Consider the following 17,600-nt stretch of genomic DNA (forward strand, 5'->3'; position numbering starts at 1 on the left):
AGGGCGGCCCCGGGCGGCAAGAGATTCCCGCTGGGGCCGCCCTGAGGGACGGTCAGTCCTTAAGTCCGGTCATGCCTGAAGTTCAGTCATGCCTGAAGTCCGGTCACTTTCGCCAGAACAGGTGGTGCGTCACACCGCTGGGACTGGGCACGACGTCGAGATGGAACCGGTCGAGCAACTCATCGGGCGAGTCCCAGAGTTGTAGTCCGGACCCGAGCTTCACCGGCGAGACCACCACATGCAGGGTGTCGACGAGGTCGGCGTCGAGGAACTGCCGGACGGTGGTGACACCGCCGCCGAGCCGGACGTCCTTGCCCTGCGCCGCCTCCCGGGCCTGCCGCAGGACCGTGGCCGGGTCGCCGTCGACGAAGTGGAACGTGGTGTCGCAGAGCGTGAACGACGGACGCTGGTGGTGGGTCATGACGAACACCGGAGTGCGGAACGGGGGCTCGTCGCCCCACCAGCCGCGCCACTCCTCGTCCTGCCAGGGCCCGCGCTGGGGACCGAACTTGTTGCGGCCCATGATCTCGGCACCGATGTTGCGTGCGTAGTCCCGTGTGAAGTAGTCGTCAAGGCCCCGGCTGCCACCGGGATCGGTGCGCATGGGCCAACTCGCCGTGGCACCGGCCCAGGCGAACAGCCTCTCCGGATCGACATGGCCGAACGGACTCTCAAAGCTCTGGTCCTCGCCGGCACCGATGCCGTCACTTGAGACGTTGAAGTTCTGCACTCTCAAGAGCTGAGTCACGTGTTCCTCCAGTGATATCGGTCAACGGTGGGGAGACTCTCCACGGCGAAGAAACTCATCGCTGCAACCACGACCATGCGGGGGGACATCTTCGTCCTGCCGCCCTTCGGCCGGTGGGGACGCTAGGTTGCAAGGAAGTTGCGCTGTAGCTGAAGGACGGTTCCCGGTGAGTGACGTCCCAGCCGATTACGCCCAAAGCATCGGCCTGGAAGGGGCGTTGAGGCGCGCCACCCAGCTCTTCAAGGTCGACCGAGCCGAGATCCCCGAAGGGGCAGTCGAGACCGTACCGCCCGGCTGGGGCCATGTGCGTTCGGTGGCGCTGTGCGCCGAGCCCGGCCGCCTGGGCTACAGCCGAGTCGGCGGCCCCACCCTTACGGCGCCGCCCTCAGGATCCCCGCCCCGTTCGACCTCAATCTCGACACAAGCGCCCTCTGACGCGCGGGCCCCCATGCGGGGCGGACGCTCCCGGCACACGCGGCTTCCGCGCGGTGGCGGGACCGGGCGCTGGTCGGCCGCCCCACATGGCCGCGAACGGCCGCCGGTTGACGGCCCCTTCGTCTCACGGCTTCCGCGCCAGGCCCCCGACGATGAGCTGCTCCCAGAGCGTCAACTCGCGCTCCGCCGGCCCGATACGGGTGGGTCCCTCCGCCGTGTGGGGGTGCCACAGCGAGCACGGCACGATGCCCGGCTCCAGCATCTCCAGGTCGCCGAAGAGGGCACGGATCTCCTCGTCGGTCCGCCACCGTCCGCGACCGAAGGTGGTTTGGAGCACCGCCTCGGCCTCCGCGGTCTCCGGGTTGCCGCCGCTGCGGAAGTGGGAGATGAAGAAGTAGCTGCCCGAGGGGACCTGATCCTGCCAGTAGCGGACGACCGAGCGGGGGTCCTCGTCGTCGTTGATGTGGTGCAGGATGGCGCTGTGGATCACGGCCACGGGGCGTTCGAAGTCGATCAGTTCGACGGTGTCCGGGTGCTGCCGGATGCTGTGCGGATCGCGGACGTCTGCCTGGATGACGCGGGTGTACTCGTTCTCCTCAAGCAGGGCGCGGCCGTGGGCCAGGACGATCGGGTCGTTGTCGATGTAGACCACGCGGGCGTCGGGGGAGTAGTGCTGCGCGACCTGGTGGACGTTGTCCGCTGTCGGCAGCCCGCTGCCCATGTCGATGAACTGCGTGACGCCCGCCTCCGCGATCTTGCGCACGGCACGGATGAGGTTCTGCCGGTTGGCGTACGCGATGGCCACCGAGCCGGGCATTTCGTGCTTGAACTTGTCACCTATGACGCGGTCCACGTCGTAGTTGTCCTTGCCGCCCAGGATGTAGTCGTAGACCCGCGCGATGCTCGGTTTCGACTGGTCCACACCGGAAAAGTCCTCGGTCATGACAACTGCCTTTCTGCGAAGGTCACCTGACGATCATCGTAAGCGTCCCGTGGACATCGGATCGAGCGGCACACCTCCTTCCCCGGAACCGCAACCGCTCCCACCGCGTAATCATCAAGCGTGGTCAAAAAACCCGAAGCGTGGCGTATCGCTGTCCATCTTGCCGTCGTAGGGCTCGTGGGCTGTGCCTTCACCGCTGTGCAGTATGAAGCCGTCCTGATCGCGTTCTTCAGCGGCAGGGTGCTGGTCGCCATCGCCGTATTCGCCATTGCGGCAGCCCTGATGGTCGGTCTCCTTGCGGGCTTCGCCCGAGCCGCCGTGCCGTTCGTGCCGTTCACCCGTCGGTGGCGCGGCCGTTGGGCTTGGGCGGCGGGCGTCTACGCCTCCGGGACCGTCGCCACCATCGGCGCCGTGGCCTTGGCCCCGGAGCCGGGCGGGCTCAGTCACAGTGTGCTGCTCTTCCCCTGGGGAGGGGCGTGGTACGCGCTCGCCGCCGCGTGCTTCCTCCCGAGCGCCCGTATGCGGCTGGCAACCCTTGGCGTGGGCGTCGTCCTCGCCGCGGGGGTCGGCTACGGTGCCTGGGCCAGTGCGCAACCTCCCACGCTCGATGAGTGGTTGGCCGCCAACGGTGTGGACCGGGCGCTTCTGCGCGTCGGTGAACCGCCCGCCGGCTACACCCTGCGCGTCAACGGGGCCGCCGAGGACAGTTTCGGCGCCCAGTACGAACGCCCCGGCGCCCCTGACCTCCACCTGGCCGTGCAGCACCCGGGGCAGGACACCCGCCGCACCGACGCCAGCGGCTGCCCCGTTCCGGTGGGGGAGGTGATCGAGTGCACCGACGACGGCGACGGCCGCCGACTGATCACTCACAGAGGCCCGTACGAACACCGGGAACTCCGCCTGCGCCAGGCCGGCCTGACCTACACCGTGACGTTCGAGGGCCGCACCGTCGATCTGTCCGCCGCTCGCCACATCCTCACGACGCTCCGACCGGCAACCACCGCGGAACTCACTCCACTCCTCACCCGGCCCATGCGCCGTTGACCACTCCCGCTCGCCCAGTCACCCCTTTTGATGCCCGCATGCATGCGGGCAGGGGCGTCGGTATCGGACCGGAGTTTCGAGGCATGGGGGGAGGGGTGGGTCAACGGGGTGTCAGGAGGCCGTCCACCAGGGCGCGGAGCCCGTCGAGGTAGGTGTCCTGGGCGGTGAGGGGTGTCCAGTGGTCGGCGACCTGTGCCAGGCGGGGGAGTTCGATGGGGTCGAGCTCGGCGAAGACCTGGTCCCGGTAGGTGGGACGGTCGTCGTCTGCGCGGCGGCGGGCGGCTGTTGTGCGGATCACGATCTCGCCGGCGGTGTAGTACCAGATCGCGCGGTATCCGTGTACGGCCCGCTCGGGGGACAGGCCGCAGTCGACCAGGCCGTCGATGATCTGCTCGACGAACCACAGGGCGGAGGCGGACATCAGGTCGTCGGCGGTCAGCACCTCCACGATCCACGGGCAGGCGGCCAGCACGTCGTGGATCGCGGCGGCGGCGACGACGATCCGCTCGCGCGGCTGGGCGGGCAGTTCGGGCCGGTGCAGTGCCTGTGCGGTGTAGTCGTCCAGCAGCAGGACGAGTAGTTCCTCCTTGTTGCGGACGTGGTGGTAGAGCGCCATCGGCGTACTGCCGATGTCGGTGGCAAGTCGCCGCATGGTCAGGCGATCCACGCCCTGCTCGGCCACGATCCGGCGGGCCGTGTCGATGACCTCCTGCCGGGAGATCCGGGGAGGACGGCCGAGGGTTTTGCGGGGTGCGGAGCGTTGCGGCATGCCCTCATCATCCCTCAGGTCTCGACAGCGGCGGCGCTCAAGGGATACTTTCTTTACGTGTATAGAAAGTGGTGGGGGAGTGGGAGCGATGGAGCGGCGCCGGCGGTAGTGGCCGTCACGCGGTTCGCCGTCGCCGCCCTGGACGTGTCGGTGGTCAACCTCGAACCGCCCGCGATACACCCCGCGTTGCCCCCACCTCCACCCAGAGAACCGACTGGAAGGAACGCCCTCATGACCACGCCCCCGCTCTCCTCCCTCGACCCGATCGACCTGTTCGCCTCGGCGCTGCACATCCACCCCGACGGTCAGGTCCACGCCGCCGAGCGGCGGATGGCGAGCGGCGACCGCGGTGCCTGGCAGATTGCGACGTTCCATGTGGAGACCGACGCCGACGTCCACGCCGACCACTGGGAGATGCACCCGGAGGCCGAGGAGACGGTCTGCTGCCTGGCCGGCGGTGTCCGCGTGTACTTCCGTCCCACCGGCCCCGAAGGCGCCGAAGAGATGGTGCGGTTGCCCGCAGGCGCCGCCGTGATCGTCCCCCGCGGCCGCTGGCACCGCCTTGAACTGGACGCCCCCAGCGACCTGATGTCGATCGCCCGTCGGCATGGCACTCGCCTCGAAAGGCGCAGGGAAGGTTGCTGAGGAGAGGTGCCGAGCGCGGGGTGGTCCGGCCGGCCGGCGGGCATTCCGGTTGCCGGCCGGCCGACTGCGAGGCTGGCCGGCTGCCGGGCAACCCTACGGCGACTGTTCACGGGAGCGCGGACACCGTCGGGTGCCAGGCCGTTCCCTTCCTTCTCCGGCGGCTGCCGGTGCCCGTATCCGAAGCTCCGGGCCGCCTGGGGCTCAGCTGCACAAGGCCCGTGCCTGCACCTTTGCGGCGAATTGCCTGGCGTACCAGCCCTTGCCGCTCGCGATGGGAGCGTTGGCCGTCACATCGTCCTGGGATTCGCCGTAGCCGTTCCTGCTCCAGGTTTGCGCGATGAAGCCGCCGCCGATCACGTTCGTACCGTTCGGGCAGTATGCATCCGAGTCGGAGTGGTCGTTGCTGGTCGGGCCTACGGCCACCCGCGGCGCCTCGGCCTCGGGCACGCACACCGCGCGTGCCTGGATCTTGCCGGTCATCAGGTTCGCGACCCAGCCCTTGCCGTCCATCGTCGGGGCGTCCATCCGGACGGCGTCGTAGGGCTCTCCGCCGTTGGACTCGCTGAAGGTGATCGAGTTGTAGCCGCCGTTGAGGACCCTCATGTCGGCTGGACAATAGGCCACCGATACTTGGCCCGGCTCACTGATCGGCCCGACGACGGTCTGTGCCCGCGAGACAGGTGCCTTGGCCGCGGCCTGTGCCGGTGCCGTGGTCATGTCTCCGGACACGGCCGCGCCGGTGCCGACGAGAACGGCAGCGGCGGCGCACGCCGTCAGGCGGTGCTTCGTGGTGTGGAACACATCCCCTCCAATTACCCTGTGTGTCGGACTGGTTGTGCATAGTGATTGTGGCGTGGTGGAGGCAGGCCCATGCCTGGATCGGGGGTTCGGCTGCGCCAAACCGCCCTTGGGAGGGAAGTCGCCCTGCCGTTGGTCTGAAGAGCGGCTCGCGAACGGACGGTTCCTACGCTGCTGCGGCACCAGGGCTGTGCGAACGGCCGGCATCGTGGTCGACGGCGGCAGCAGCGGACTGCGCACCGGGGAACGCGTCCTGGCCATGTCGCAGCTTCCTCCACGGCGGCCTGACGGGAGAGGCCGGCGTGGTCTGCTGAAGCGCCACCGGTCGCTTGTGCCGGGAAACCGGCCGACCGTCAGCCCGCGACCACCAGAGTCCGTATCGGTTGAATGACCGATGTGCGGCAGGCGGGGGCACGGCGATAGTCCTCGGGAGATCGTTCGCGGGTGACCGTGGTGCACCCGGTTTTCGAAAGGACCCTTCTGTGGACACGTATGCGGATCTGGTGTTTCTCAACGGGCGGGTGGTCACGGTCGATGCGGAATTCTCCATAGCCTCCGCCCTGGCCGTGACCGGCGGGACCGTCACCGCCGTCGGCGGGCGGGACGACGTCGCGCCGCTCATCGGACCCGACACCCGCGTCGTCGACCTGCACGGAGCGACGCTGCTGCCCGGCATCAACGACTCCCATCTGCACGGATGCGCCTTCGGGATGTCGACGCCGCCGCTCTCCGTGGACCTCAGCCATCCCGCCGTGTCCTCCCTCGCGGACGTGGCCGAGGGGGTGCGGGAGGCCGTCGGACGGGTCCCGGACGGGCAGTGGATCACGGGCCACGGCTGGGACACCGGATACCTCGACGAGTGCGCCTCCGACCCGTCGCGGCTGCCCACCCGGCACGACCTCGACGCCGTGAGCCCCGACCACCCCGTCGTCCTGTACTCCTTCTCCGGGCACGCCACCTGGATCAACTCCAAGGCCCTGGAACTCATCGGGATCGACCGGAACACCGTCGCACCGCCCGGTGGGGCCATCGTCGTGGACGACGCCGGTGAGCCGACCGGGCTCCTCCACGAAGGGGCCCAGGCCCTCGTCCAGAACGTGCTCCCGCCGCTCAGCCGGCAGGAGCGGACCGACGCGATCAGGTCGACCCTCACCACACTCGCCCAACTCGGCGTGACCAGCTACACCGAGCCCGGCCTGGGCCCCGGCGGCGACGGCATCATGCGCGGCGCGCTCGGCGCGGAGACCCTCGACGTCTACCGCCAGCTGCTGGCCGACGGCGAACTCACCGCCCGCCTCGGCGTCCTCCTCCTGCCCAGCGGAATGACCAGCACCGCCGAGGAGTTCGCCCAAGCCCTCACCACCCTCACCGCCTCCGGCGAGGCCGAGGACGCCGACCCGCGCCGCCTGGCGATCCACGGCGTCAAGATCTTCGCCGACGGCATCGTCCCCAACAAGACGTCCTGGATGCACGAGCCGTACATCGGCGGCGGCTGCGGCTCCCTGTGCGTCGGCGGCGAGACCGATGCCGAGAAGGTCGCCGAGATCGGCGCCATCATCCACCACGCCCATGCCGCCGGGCACCAGATGGGCGTCCACGTCACCGGCGACCGGGCCATCGACACCGTCACGGACGCCTTCGCCGCGGCCATGGCCGAGCACCCGCGCGCCGACGCCCGCCACTACGTCATCCACGGCGACTTCCTCACCGCGCGCAGCATGAAGCTGCTGGCCGCGCACGGCTTCGGCGTCAACATGAACCCCACCATCAAGTGGACCGTCGCCGACATGGAGGAGGAGTTCGTCGGCGCGCCACGGGCCGCGTACGCATGGCCCTACCGCGACGCCCTCGACGCCGGCGTGCGGGTCGCCAGCGGATCGGACGCCCCCGTCACCTCCCCGGACTGGCGCCAGGGCGTCGCCACCATGGTGCTGCGCGAATCGAAGGCCGCCGGCCGCGTCAGCGGACCCGAGCAGCGCATCGGCCTGGCCGAGGCGCTCCGCACGTACACCATCGACGCGGCCTGGCAGGACTTCGCCGACGACTGGAAGGGCTCCCTGGAGCCGGGCAAGGTCGCCGACCTCTGCGTCCTGGACGGGGACTTGCTCGCGGCCGACCCGCACGACATCCCCACCATGCCCGTCGTCCTCACCGTCCTCGACGGGCAGATCGTGCACGACGCCCTCCGCAACTGACCCGACCCTTCGAGATTGACGGATTCCAGGCACCTGATCATCCTTGGGGGATGGCAGCGCAGCGGAGCATGACGGACATCCTGGACGCGGCCGTCCACGTCCGCGAGGCCGCCAGAAGCGCCACGAGCGGCGCCACCGGCCTCGACCCGGTCCTGACGGCGCTGTCGGAGGTGATGGAGTACGACCACGCCTCCCTGACCCGATGGGATCCGCTGCGCGGGGGCCACACCACCCTGGCCGGGAACTACCCGGACGACGCCACCGCCTACATCGAGAACCGCCTCCACCACGACCCGGTGTTCCCCGTGCTGAACAGCCCGGCCCGAGGCGGCCTCTGGCTCACCGACGTCCCCAGTCACCTCCTGGCAGCATCACCGGGCTTCCAGGAGGTGCTCTCCCCCCTCGGCATCGAGGGCGGTGTGGCCCAGTGCCTGTTCGCCGCCGACGGCCGGTACGTCGGCATGCTCAACGTCAGCACCCGCCGACCACGGCGCGCGCCCGACCCGGCGCGCGCCGTGGTCACCCTGCTCACCGAGACCCTCGCCGCGGCCGTCGCCCCCCGCACGGACCCCCCGCCCGACGAGGCCACCCCAACCGACCCCACCGCGGGCACGCGGCCCCCGGACCCGCACCGGCCCGGCGGCCTCTCACCGCGCGAACTCCAGGTCCTGGCCGAACTGACCGCCGGCCGCACCAACCGGGAGATCGCCAGTCGCCTGTACATCACACCGCGCACCGTCGCGACCCACATCGAGCACATCCTCGCCAAGCTCGACCTCCCCAACCGCGCGGCCGCCGCCGCCCGCGCCACCGCCTGGGGCATCGAACCCACCCGCTGACACGAACCCGGTCCCGCAGTTCCCCAACTGACCGGCGAGCACGATCCGTTGTGGCGGCGGCCCGGGAACGCGGCCGCCCTCGCATGAGCGGAGTCACGCCTGCCGGACCCGGCGGCCAGGGGCGACGAGGCCATGGGGGTCGTGGACCGGGTCGCCGCCGACGAGCGTGGCCAGGACGCTGATGGCGCCGATGCGGTCCGGGGCGCAGGTGGTGGGGTCGGCGTCGAGCACCGCGAGGTCCGCCAGCAGGCCGGGCGCCAGCCGGCCCTTGCGGTCCGCGGAGCCGGTGGCATGGGCCGAGCCGACCGTCCAGGCCCGCAGGGCCGTGGCGGCGGGCACGCGCTCGTGCGGGCCGAAGGGCGTGCCGGTCTCCGTCAGCCGCTCCACCATCGCCTGCATCGCGGCGAGTGGCGCGCCCGGCGCGACGGGCCGGTCGGAGCTGCCCGGCACGGTGAGCCCGAGGTCGAGGAACGACCGCATCCGGTACGCCCAGTCGGCGCGGTGCGCACCGAGGCCCGAGGACATGCTCTCGCCGAAGGCCGGGATGAAGTTGTGCTGCGGTACGGGCACCACCCCCAGGGCGGCGAACGCCGCGAGCTGGTCGGGGCGCACCACTCCCGCGTGCTCGACGCGGTGCCGCACCTCAGGCCGCGGCGCCTCGCGCTGGGCCCGCGCGTACGCCGACAGGACCAGATCGACGGCGCGGTCGCCGATGGCGTGCGCCGCCACCGTCCAACCCGCCCGGTGCGCCGCGACGACGGTGTCGGCCATCGCGTCCGGGTCGTCCTGGAAGTAGCCGGTGTTCGAGTGCGGGCACACGCAGAACGGCTCGGTGACGGCGGCGGTACGGCCGAACAACGAGCCGTCGAGGAAGATCTTCACGGGCCCGACCGACAGCGTCTCGTCCCCCAGACCCGTCCGGATCCCCAGGTCCAGACCGAGCGAGATCCCGTCCTGCGGATGCGCGGTCAGCGGGTGCAGGACATCGGCGGCCACCATCAACTGGGCCCGCGCGCGCAGTCGTCCGGTGTCGCGGGCGTGCTGGTAGGCGGCGAGTTCCACCGGGGTGTGCCCGATCCAGCCGCCGCCGATCCCGGCCTCCGTGAAGCTCGTGATCCCCTCGGTGAGGTAGTGGCCGGTGGCGCGGTCGATCGCCGCGCCGACGGTCTCGACGGAGTAGGGGAGCACCTGGTCCTGCACGAGGCGCTGTGCGGTCTCCTCCAGGAGTCCGTTCGGCCGCCCGTCCGCGTCCCGGCCCACGACGCCGCCGGGCGGGTCGGCGAAGCCCGGCTCCAGGGCGCCGGCCGCCCGCAGGACCGGGGAGTTGACGACACAGGCATGGCCCGAGGCGTGCTTGAGCCAGACCGGCCGCCCGCCCGCCGCCCTGTCCAGAGCGTCCCGGTGGGGGTGGCGGCCGCCCATGTCGCCGGGCCGGAGGCCGGCTCCGACGACCCACGCGCCGTCGGGGAGCCGTGCCGCGTGGGCGGCGACCGCCGCGTGGACCTCCTCCGGATCGCGTGCCCCGGACAGGTCGAGCTGACTCAACGTCAGGCCGAACCAGGCGGTGTGGCAGTGCGCGTCGTTGAAGCCCGGGACGACCGTCGCGCCGCCCGCGTCGAGCACACGGGCCGCGGCCAGGTGCTCCACGTCCTCGTCGAGGCCGACGACACGGCCGTGCAACACCCCCAACGCGCGGGCCATGGGCCGCTGTTCGTCGAGCGTGTGGATGCGCGCGTTGCGCACCAGGAGGTCGAGCAGCATGGGTGTTCCTCTCCTCACCGCCACACCTTGTCCTGACGGTCGTACGTCCGCCCCGCGGGCGCGGGGGACTTGCGGAGCTCGCCCTTGGAGACGCGTTCCGACGGGGTCATGGGGAGCCGGTCGCGTAGCTCCCAGTAACGGGGCACCTTGAAGGCGGCCAGCCGCTCGCCGCAGTGGGCGGCGAGGTCGTCCGGATCGGGCGCCGGCCCCGCGCCGTCCGGTACGACGTACGCCTTGACCTCCTCGCCGCGCAGTTCGTCGGCGACCGGGACGACGGCGGCCAGGCGGACGCGCGGGTGCGCGGTGAGCACCTCCTCCAGCTCCGCCGCCGAGACGTTCTCACCGCTGCGGCGGATCATGTCCTTGAGCCGGCCGCGGAAGTAGACCCGGCCCTCCTCGTCCAGATGACCGAGGTCCCCGGTGTGGAACCAGCCGTCCGCGAAGGCGGCCGCCGTCTCGTCCGGACGGCCGAGATAACCCGCCATCATGCCGGGGCCGCGCAGCTGGATCTCGCCCACCTCGTGGGCCGGCAGCGGCGTGCCGTCGGGCCCGGCGACACGGACGGCGCGATGCCGCAGCGGCCGTCCGATGCAGCCGCTGCCCACGGCCGCGTCGTGGTCCGCGGGCCCGACGCGCAGGTCCGCGCCGGTCTCCGTCATGCCGAACGCCTCGTACCACGGGACGCCCCAGCGCTCCTCCAACCTGCCGTGCAGCGCGGGCGGAATGGCGGAGCACTGGATGGCCCGCACGCGGTGGTCGCGGTCCTCGGGGTGCTCGGGCATCCGCAGCAGCAGCGTGGGCATCAGGCCCAGGCAGTAGAAGTACGTGACGCGGTGCTCCCTGACCTTCTGCCAGAAGGTGGTGGGGTGGAAGCGGTCCAGGACGACGAGGCGGCTGCCCGCGAGGAGGGCCGCGGCGACGTTCCACTGCGGGTCGATGTAGTGGAACGGCTGGCAGGTGAGCAGGGTGTCGTCCGGCCCCAGGCGGGGGAACTCGGTGACGAGGCTGCCCGCCAGGGACAGCCAGTAGTGGTGCGGCAGGAGGCAGCCCTTGGGGCTTCCGGTGGTGCCGGAGGTGTACTGGATGTTGGCGAGTTCGCCGGGCCCGGGCGGGGCGCCGCTCAGAACGGGGGCCTGAATAAAGGAAGGTGACGATACGGCGGGAGCCGACGGTCCGTCGACGTACCGGACGGTGCGCAGGGTGGGAACGGAGGCCAGCAGCTCCTCCGCCATCGGGCGGAACTCCTCGCAGGTCACGAGGAGTTGGGCGCCGGAGTCCCGCAGCACGTGCTCCGCGTCGTGGCTGCGGTAGGCCGTGTTGACGGGCACCATCGCGGCGCCGAGCGCCGCCAGGGCCAGCCAGGTGAGCGGGAACTCCGGGCGGTTGCGGAGCAGGACGGCGACGCGGCCGTCCCGCCCGACACCGTCCCGGCTCAGCTCCGCCGCCGCCCGCCGGACGCCGCGTGCGACGTCGGCGAAGGTGAGGTCGCGGGCGTACTCGTCGAACGTCCAGGCCACCCGGTCGGGCCACAGCGCGGCCGCCCGCTCCACCAGCGTCGCCAGATCGGGGACGGACTCCGGCGGCAGGTCCGCACGGTGGTCCGGACCGTGGTCCGGGGTGTCGTACGAGATCATCGGCCGCCCTCCCGGGCCGGCGCGGGCGACCGGGTGAACGCGTGCCGGGGGCGGTCGTGTTCGCCGCTGTGCCCGGTGAGCTGGGCCGCCGACACCTCGCGCGCCAGGGCCTGTTCGACGGTGCCGTCCAGGCCCTCGTCCATCAGCTCCTTGGCGAGCGCGAGCGCGAACGGCGGCCGCTCGGCGAGGGTGGACGCCAGGTCGGTCGCCACGGCCTCGTGCTGCCCCGGTGCGCTGACCCGGGTGACCAGGCCCAGCCGCTGCGCCTCCCGGGCGTCGAAGTACTCGCCCAGCATGACGAGTTCCTTCGCCTTGATCGCGCCGACGGCGGTGGTGAGCAGGCGCGAGACGCCTCCGGTGACGCTGAGCCCGATGCCCACCTCCGGGAAGCCGAACCGGGTGTCCTCCGCCGCGACGACCAGATCGCAGGACAGGGCGAACTCGCAGCCCGCGCCCAGCGCGTAGCCGTGCACGGCCGCCACGACGGGAAAGGGGGCATTCCGGATGAGCCGGGTCACGTCCTGGATGCGGTCCAGGCGGGCGCGGGTCCCGGCGGCGTCCGTCGGCGCGGGCTCGGCCTTCAGGTCGTGACCGGAGCAGAAGGCCCGGCCCGCACCGGAGAGGACGACGGCGCGCACCTTGTCGTCGGCTGCCCGGCGCAGGGCCGACAGCAGGTCGTCGACGAGCCGTTCGGTCACGGCGTTCAGGCGGTGCGGCCGGGACAGGCGGATGTACGCGATGCCACGGTGCGGGACGGTGTAGGTGACGCGGGGGTCCCCGGCGCCGTCGGCCGGACTGCCGCTGTCCGCGGCGCCGGTGGGGATGGTGTCAATAGCCACAAGGTGCTCCTCGGGAGTCGCCCAACACCGCGGACCATACTCTATCGATCGCTCGATCGATAGAGTGGCGAGCGACGACGCCAGGCCCCGGCGACCCGACGGTCTTGCGGCCTGAAACGGCGGCGTGTGACGAGGAGTGGGGACGACCGCACGCCGGTATGCGCGGGGCGGTCAGAAAGAGGGGGAGGGGAGGGGAGAAACAGGCGTCAGGCCGAGGCGGGTGCGCTCGCGCCCAGGCTGACCTGCCAGATCTCCTCCACCAGTGCGTGCGCCGCGTGGATCTCGGTGGGCGCGGGAAGCGGAATCGCATGCACCGGGACGCCGAGCAACTGGAGCGCCAGGCGCGCATGCGCCGTCGCCACCCCGTCGAGCGCGATCGGGCCGTCGGGGGAGTACCACTTGGCCACCCCGGAGCACATTTCCAGCAGTGCCATCCGCGCGAAGGTCTGATCGGGCACCGTGAACAGGCCGGAGGCGCAGCCGTTGGCGATGGCGCGCCGCCAGTGGCCTTCGTAAGCGTCCCTGAGGGCCACCATCGCCGTGCGGCGCTCGGGCCCGAGCGCCTCCAGCTCGTTGTCGACCACGGCGGTCTCCTCCGGGCGCAGCGCGTGCGTGAGCACGTGGACGTGCACGAGCCGGGTGATCTGCGACTGCGGGTCCGGGGCGTCCGCGACGACCCGCTCGGCCGCACCGTTCAGCCGGTCGAGGCTGGCCCGCATGACCGAGGCGAGCAGCTCCTCCTTGGTGCCCATGTAGTGGTAGAGCGTCGCGGACGACATCCCCGCGCCCTCGGCCAACTCCCGGATACCGACGCCGTGGAAGCCCTTCGCGGCGAACAGCCGGATCGCCGCGTCCCAGACCTGGCGACGTGCGTTCTCGCCGGCGCGGGTGCGGGGGGCCTTGGGCACGGGGGCGATCCTTCGCTCGGGGCGGGCACGCTGGACGGGACGGGGCGAGTCTACCGCGCCCTATCGGCCGATCGATTGGCGAGCGCGCGCCGCGACCGCGAGAGCCGCCGGAGAGGGCCCGCGCCCCGCCGGACATCGCGCCGCCGTCCCTCCGGTGACGCACGGGGCGCCGGAGCGGGCCCCGGCCCCGGGCGACCCTCGCCGCCGCCGGTACGTACGGGCCGCCGCCGCGTTCGGCCGGCCGGTCCGCAGGCGTACCCACCGTGTATGCCCCACAACTGGCAAGCAGGTGGGGCCTGTTGCCGCGCGGCCACCGCCCGGCGCTACCGCCCGGCCCTGCCTCCCGTGCGCGCCCTCCATTGCCGCACCGCCCCGACGGCGGCCGCCGCCACGGTGACCGACAGCGTCAGGAACAACGAGCGCTGAGTGGTGGAGTCGAAGGCCAGCAGCACGAGGACCGCGGTCAGGGCCGCGACGACCGTCCACGAGAGGTAGGGGTAGGCCCACATCCGCACCGCCGGCGTCCGCCCGCGGCGTTCCGCCCGCATGCGGCTGCGGATCTGGCACGCCGCGACGCACAGGTACATCAGGACGATCACCGCCCCCGTGGAGTCCAGCAGGAAGGTGAAGATCGAGGCTGTTCCGGCGAAGTGCTTCGAGGCGAGGGTGAGGAGTCCGGCCAGGGCGGCGACGAGTACGGCCGGCACGGGGACGCCGCGCGCGTTGGTCCGCGCGAAGGCGCGGGGCGCCTCGCGCTGCTGCGCCAGCGCGAACAGCATCCGGGACGCCGTGTAGAGGCCGGAGTTCAGGCAGGACGCCACGGCGACCAGCACGATCACGTCCATCACGCGGCCCGCCTGGGGCACGCCCAGCGCGTCCAGGGCCGCCGAGTACGGACTGGCCGTGACGCTCGCCTCGTCGTAGGGCAGCAGCGTGACGATGACCCCGATGGAGCCGATGTAGAAGATGAGGATGCGTGCGGTGGTGGAGCGGATGGCCTTGCGCACGGCCTCGGCCGGGCGCGGCGCCTCGCCCGCCGCGATCGTGACCACCTCGGCGCCGCCGAACGCGAAGATCACTGTCAGGACGCTCGGCAGGACCGCATACCAGCCCTCCGGGGCGAATCCGCCGTGCCCGAGGAGGTTGGCCGCGCCGGGGGAGTCCGTGCCCGGCAGCAGCCCCGCGATGGCCAGGGCGCCCAGGCCGATGAAGGCCACGATGGCCACCACCTTGATCAGGGCGAACCAGTACTCGGCCTCGCCGAACGCGCCCACGTGGACCAGGTTGGACGCGGTGAGCGCGGCGAGGAGCGCCAGGGACGCGACCCAGGCGGGCACGGCCGGAACGAGATGATGAGCCAACTCGCCGCCGATGACCGCCTCCAGACCGACCGTCACCCACCACGAGTAGGCGTAGAGCCAGCCGATCGCGAGCCCGCACCAACTGCCGAACTCCCGCGAGGCGTAGTGCGCGAACGAACCGGTGCTCGGGTCCGCCACGGCCAGTTCGGCGAGCATCCGCATGACGAGGATGACCAGCAGTCCCGCGATGGCGTACGAGACCAGGGCCGCCGGGCCGGTACTGCGGATGACCGTTCCCGACCCCACGAACAGGCCCGCGCCGACCACCCCGCCGATGGCGATCATGCTCATCTGGCGGTTCTGCAAGCCGCGCTTGAGGCCGGACCCGCCGCTCGCGCCCCCGTCCGCCGCGCCGGAACCGGCGGCGGACGGCCCACCGCTTCCCCGGCGGGGCGCCTCCGTGGCGAGGAGGCGAGGCGTCGCCTCGGACGGTGGTGTCTGTCGGGGTGCTACCGGGTCCCGGGTCATGCCGCCTCCCTTATCTCGACCGATCGATCGATCGATTGATTTGGGTCAAGGTAGGGCCAGAATCGAGCCGGGGCAAGGCTTCTCACTGGGGGAATCCCCGAGGGCGCGATGCGGGCTCCCCGGTCACTCCTTGGCCGACCCCTTCCAGGGGGCGCAGGAGGGGAGTTGGGGTGGCCCCGACGGGTGCCGGGTGCCGGGTGCCGGGTGGTGCGGCGGAGCGTCGAGCGGCGCCGGGCGCGGCGACAGCGTTGCGCCACGCCGACGACGGCCCGTACCCTATCGGGCGATCGACCGATCGATCGGGAAATTGAGAAATTGAGTAAGAGACTGAGCGAGGTCGTGCCCCCGACGCCGGGCACGCGAGCGGCGAGCCGGAGGAACATCGTGGACGTCCCGCACACCATCCACCCCGCGCCGGTGTATTTCGACGAACTCGATCTCAACGGCCATCTGCACAACACGCGTTACGCCCTGCATGTCGAACGCGCCACGACGGCCGCCTTCGCCGAGGCCGGATACGACACCGGAGGCGCCGCGGAACGCCATCCCGACCTGCGCTACGTCGTGCGCCAGTTCGCCATCGAGTTCCGGGCCCCGGTGGACGGCGCGGCCCCCCTCGCCGTCGACCTGTGGCTGACTCATCTGGGACGTACGAGCATGACCTGGCGCTTCCGCGTCCGACAGGGCGAGGACCCGCTGCCCCGGGCCACGGGCACCCGCACCCTCGTCAAGGTCGGCCCGGACGGCCGTCCGTCCCCGTGGTCCCCCACGATGCAGACCTGGCACGCGACACTGCACAACGTGCCGGCCGCAGCGCGCAGATGACCCCGCCCACCGGCCGCGCGGAGCCGGTCCCCGGTTGCGACCGGCACCCGGGAGCGCGGCCGTCCACGGTTGGCGCCACGGCGGTACCGGGACCTCCGGTGCCGGAGCAACCCACCGCTCCGGCACCGGAGTTCTGCCTCCGACCGCTACGGCCGCGCGCTCGGCGTTGCCCGGCGCAACGCGGCGGTGCGCAGGTCGTGCAGGTGTGTGAGATCGGCGGTGCGGAGGCCGGCAGCGGTTGTCTGTGCGTGGGTCTGCGCCTGGGTGACCGTGCGGGTCAGGTCGCCCGTCCGCTGGCAGTTGGCGTCCTGTTCGGACACCTTCAGCTCGAACCACACGCTCATCCTGCCCCCTCTCTGAACCACGTCCCTCTTGTGTACTCAAGAATCGGCCCGTTGCCACGCCCCAGGCGCGAAGCACCGAGGAACGGCGCTTCCGCGCACCGGCGGCACGGTCGTGGGCAGGATCACGCGGGATCACGGTGGCGGCCGGTCACGCGCGGCGGCGAGGCACGGCGCCGGTGTCGGCGGTGTCAGACGTGGGCGAGGAGTCGTTCCAACGGCCGGGGCACACGCTTGAGGGGGAGGTGGGTGACCAGCGCCTGTGCGTAGAGAGCCTTGCGGCCGCTGTGCGTGCCCATGAAGCGCCGCAACTGGTGCTCCACGGGCCGTTCCCGCTGTGCCGGCTGGCCTTGGAAGGTGCGGAAGGGACGCATCTCGCCCTGCGCCTCGATGACGTGCTGCACACCCTCGGCTCCGACCGCGCGGATCAGCTCGTCCTCCAGGTCGGCGACGCACACGTGGAACCCGAGCGGCTCCAGTTCGGCGTGCGTGCGACCGGCCCCGAGCCCGACCCGCTCAAGATGACGCCGGAAGTGCCGCTCCTCGCCGATGTCGCACAGTCCTGCCAGGGGGAGGCCGAGCCCCGGAGGGCCGCACACGTCCAGGAAACGCCCGATGTTTGTCGCACCTCCGAGCGGTACCACCACGACGCCTTCGGCACCGAGGTCGCGGCCGCAGCGCCTGGCCAGCGCTTCGAGCGCGACCTGATCACTGCTCCCTTCGACGAGCACGACCATCCGCACACCGCGACCGGCCGACTCCCGCGCCACCGCGGCGGCCTCACCCGCCCCTGATCCGCCGGCCGCCCAGGCGACCAGCGCCCGGCGGAATCGCCCCAACTCGTCCACGAGACCTCGCTTCCCGACGCCATCCTGGCACGGCCGAGATCCCGTCCGCACACGCGTTTTTGCGGGGCGATGACTCACGTGGTGGCCGTGCCCCACTCCGGACGACCGAACGCGACGCCCCGGCGAGGGAGGAGGTGAAGAGCAGGGTCGCATGACCTTCCCGGCAGTGAACGCGGCTGCGGTGTACAGCAGTTGCCGC

16 protein-coding genes are annotated in these 17,600 nt (G+C 71.7%); 5 read left to right on the plus strand and 11 right to left on the minus strand.

Annotated elements, in window-relative coordinates; genetic code table 11:
- Nucleotides 1-103 precede the first annotated feature (103 nt).
- Nucleotides 104-748 carry a dihydrofolate reductase family protein gene (locus tag ACIQE0_RS31445; protein WP_402338656.1) on the minus strand — a complete coding sequence of 215 codons (645 nt, stop codon included), beginning with the start codon at nucleotides 746-748 and terminating at the stop codon, nucleotides 104-106.
- Nucleotides 749-1,307: 559 nt separating this feature from the next.
- Entirely contained in the window at nucleotides 1,308-2,126 is an 819-nt protein-coding gene (locus tag ACIQE0_RS31450) for an SAM-dependent methyltransferase (RefSeq protein WP_402338657.1), read from the minus strand.
- A 198-nt stretch (nucleotides 2,127-2,324) separates the two neighbouring features.
- Here ACIQE0_RS31450 and ACIQE0_RS31455 point away from each other — a divergent pair, with 198 nt between their 5' ends.
- Entirely contained in the window at nucleotides 2,325-3,170 is an 846-nt protein-coding gene (locus tag ACIQE0_RS31455) for a hypothetical protein (RefSeq protein ID WP_402338658.1), read from the plus strand.
- 100 nt (nucleotides 3,171-3,270) lie between these two features.
- On the opposite strand, the gene ACIQE0_RS31460 is transcribed toward ACIQE0_RS31455, so the two are convergent.
- Complete coding sequence (locus ACIQE0_RS31460; RefSeq protein WP_402338659.1) at nucleotides 3,271-3,939, minus strand: TetR/AcrR family transcriptional regulator; 669 nt, start codon at nucleotides 3,937-3,939, stop codon at nucleotides 3,271-3,273.
- A gap of 231 nt (nucleotides 3,940-4,170) precedes the next feature.
- Between ACIQE0_RS31460 and ACIQE0_RS31465 the strand changes: the two genes are divergently transcribed.
- Nucleotides 4,171-4,584, plus strand: a complete 414-nt coding sequence (locus ACIQE0_RS31465) for a cupin (protein WP_402338660.1) — start codon at nucleotides 4,171-4,173, stop codon at nucleotides 4,582-4,584.
- Nucleotides 4,585-4,785: 201 nt separating this feature from the next.
- On the opposite strand, the gene ACIQE0_RS31470 is transcribed toward ACIQE0_RS31465, so the two are convergent.
- Nucleotides 4,786-5,385, minus strand: coding sequence for a hypothetical protein (locus tag ACIQE0_RS31470; protein ID WP_402338661.1), 600 nt, complete (start codon nucleotides 5,383-5,385; stop codon nucleotides 4,786-4,788).
- A gap of 479 nt (nucleotides 5,386-5,864) precedes the next feature.
- On the opposite strand from ACIQE0_RS31470, the gene ACIQE0_RS31475 reads away from it, so the two are divergent.
- Both ACIQE0_RS31475 and ACIQE0_RS31480 read left to right on the plus strand, forming a co-directional pair.
- Nucleotides 5,865-7,577, plus strand: a complete 1,713-nt coding sequence (locus ACIQE0_RS31475; RefSeq protein ID WP_402338662.1) for an amidohydrolase — start codon at nucleotides 5,865-5,867, stop codon at nucleotides 7,575-7,577.
- Between the two features lie 50 nt (nucleotides 7,578-7,627).
- The gene (locus ACIQE0_RS31480) at nucleotides 7,628-8,416 is read left to right on the plus strand and encodes a LuxR C-terminal-related transcriptional regulator (RefSeq protein WP_402338663.1); all 789 of its coding nucleotides are present in this window, start codon (nucleotides 7,628-7,630) and stop codon (nucleotides 8,414-8,416) included.
- Between the two features lie 93 nt (nucleotides 8,417-8,509).
- Here the strand turns inward: ACIQE0_RS31480 and ACIQE0_RS31485 are convergent, their stop codons facing one another.
- From ACIQE0_RS31485 to ACIQE0_RS31505, 5 genes are all read right to left on the minus strand, one after another.
- A complete protein-coding gene (locus ACIQE0_RS31485) occupies nucleotides 8,510-10,177 on the minus strand; it encodes an amidohydrolase (RefSeq protein ID WP_402338664.1) in 1,668 nt (555 codons plus the stop codon).
- Nucleotides 10,178-10,191: 14 nt separating this feature from the next.
- Complete coding sequence (locus ACIQE0_RS31490) at nucleotides 10,192-11,811, minus strand: AMP-binding protein (protein WP_402338665.1); 1,620 nt, start codon at nucleotides 11,809-11,811, stop codon at nucleotides 10,192-10,194.
- Nucleotides 11,808-12,650, minus strand: coding sequence for an enoyl-CoA hydratase/isomerase family protein (locus ACIQE0_RS31495; protein ID WP_402338666.1), 843 nt, complete (start codon nucleotides 12,648-12,650; stop codon nucleotides 11,808-11,810). Before ACIQE0_RS31495 ends, ACIQE0_RS31490 begins: the two co-directional genes overlap by 4 nt.
- A gap of 206 nt (nucleotides 12,651-12,856) precedes the next feature.
- The gene (locus tag ACIQE0_RS31500; RefSeq protein ID WP_402338667.1) at nucleotides 12,857-13,558 is read right to left on the minus strand and encodes a TetR/AcrR family transcriptional regulator; all 702 of its coding nucleotides are present in this window, start codon (nucleotides 13,556-13,558) and stop codon (nucleotides 12,857-12,859) included.
- Nucleotides 13,559-13,881: 323 nt separating this feature from the next.
- Nucleotides 13,882-15,210, minus strand: a complete 1,329-nt coding sequence (locus ACIQE0_RS31505; RefSeq protein WP_402338668.1) for an amino acid permease — start codon at nucleotides 15,208-15,210, stop codon at nucleotides 13,882-13,884.
- Nucleotides 15,211-15,702: 492 nt separating this feature from the next.
- Between ACIQE0_RS31505 and ACIQE0_RS31510 the strand changes: the two genes are divergently transcribed.
- Nucleotides 15,703-16,212 carry an acyl-CoA thioesterase gene (locus tag ACIQE0_RS31510; RefSeq protein WP_402338669.1) on the plus strand — a complete coding sequence of 170 codons (510 nt, stop codon included), beginning with the start codon at nucleotides 15,703-15,705 and terminating at the stop codon, nucleotides 16,210-16,212.
- Between the two features lie 146 nt (nucleotides 16,213-16,358).
- Here ACIQE0_RS31510 and ACIQE0_RS31515 read toward each other — a convergent pair whose 3' ends face one another.
- Both ACIQE0_RS31515 and ACIQE0_RS31520 read right to left on the minus strand, forming a co-directional pair.
- Nucleotides 16,359-16,556 carry a hypothetical protein gene (locus ACIQE0_RS31515; RefSeq protein WP_366332003.1) on the minus strand — a complete coding sequence of 66 codons (198 nt, stop codon included), beginning with the start codon at nucleotides 16,554-16,556 and terminating at the stop codon, nucleotides 16,359-16,361.
- A 188-nt stretch (nucleotides 16,557-16,744) separates the two neighbouring features.
- The gene (locus ACIQE0_RS31520) at nucleotides 16,745-17,401 is read right to left on the minus strand and encodes a TOPRIM nucleotidyl transferase/hydrolase domain-containing protein (RefSeq protein ID WP_402338670.1); all 657 of its coding nucleotides are present in this window, start codon (nucleotides 17,399-17,401) and stop codon (nucleotides 16,745-16,747) included.
- Nucleotides 17,402-17,600 lie beyond the last annotated feature (199 nt).

Source organism: Streptomyces sp. NPDC093097 (assembly GCF_044754325.1).
Classification (GTDB): domain Bacteria; phylum Actinomycetota; class Actinomycetes; order Streptomycetales; family Streptomycetaceae; genus Streptomyces.